Here is an 852-nt window from a genome sequence, read left to right as displayed (position 1 = left end):
TGTCCTCTTTGTGGTGGAACGCTGGCTCCATTGATGTTCCCCAGATAAAACCTGCCAAAATAAACCTGTCCCTAATTGGCAGGTTTACCGTGTCTAACTTATGGAGAAGGTATGGCGGCGCGGTTTGATGCTGCAAAGTAAACAATGGTGAACTATATTGTATGCAGCAACGGAGCAGGCAATAGGCGATGAAAAAGCCTGCCCTGTTGAGTTTGATTCGCATTCCTCCCCTCTGTGCGATTCAACGGTGTACTTCAGGAAAGCGCCCGCCGGCTGCCATGGTCGGCGGGCGCTTTCCTGTAAGCATGGGGCAAACCCATCAGGTCTGTTATCCCATAATGAGGTACTGACGTTTGGTTTTAGGGGGGCACTAACTTTGATTGTTAGTCCCGCTTACAGCAACCGATCTTGGTAAATCCCTGCGGCGCTTCTTCGCCTGCGGGGATTCTTGGGCTGTCGCTTCCCAGATATGCTTCTACATGCCGCGCGAACGCTTGCCACGACCACTCGTCTTTATCGGCCTCAAGCCGATCGGGAGAAATCGCGTTGAACAGGCACGTTGGAATCTCGTGCTCGTGCAGATTCTTAGCGATACACGGTGTGCAGCCCTTCTCGTGGTTGACAGGGTTAAATGGGCATTTCCGGTCGTTGCAGGTACAAAACGCAACTGAGCTCATGGGACTCCTTCCGGTCGGTCGGGTCTGCCGTAAAAGCTGCCGCATGTTAAACAATAGGGTGTCATTGCTTAACAGGATATAGCCTCAAGGTGCTTGCGACTTAGGGGTTCTGCCAAGCGGCTGAATATCTCGGCGACCGACCTCTGAAGAAAACAAAACCGCCGCAACGAGGATT

At 52.3% G+C, this 852-nt stretch carries 2 protein-coding genes; both read right to left on the bottom strand.

Annotated features, from left to right (window positions below):
• Positions 1-223: hypothetical protein (locus tag ACTQWD_RS08705; protein WP_441559752.1), on the bottom strand; the 223-nt coding region annotated here is incomplete at its 3' end.
• A gap of 160 nt (positions 224-383) precedes the next feature.
• Positions 384-677, bottom strand: a complete 294-nt coding sequence (locus ACTQWD_RS08700) for a DUF6485 family protein (RefSeq protein WP_195838532.1) — start codon at positions 675-677, stop codon at positions 384-386.
• Positions 678-852 lie beyond the last annotated feature (175 nt).

It is taken from the genome of Collinsella sp. LCP19S3_B6 (assembly GCF_052121815.1).
Lineage (GTDB): Bacteria > Actinomycetota > Coriobacteriia > Coriobacteriales > Coriobacteriaceae > Collinsella.
Note: the sequence above shows the minus strand (reverse complement) of the source record. Positions and strands in the feature narration are given on the sequence as shown.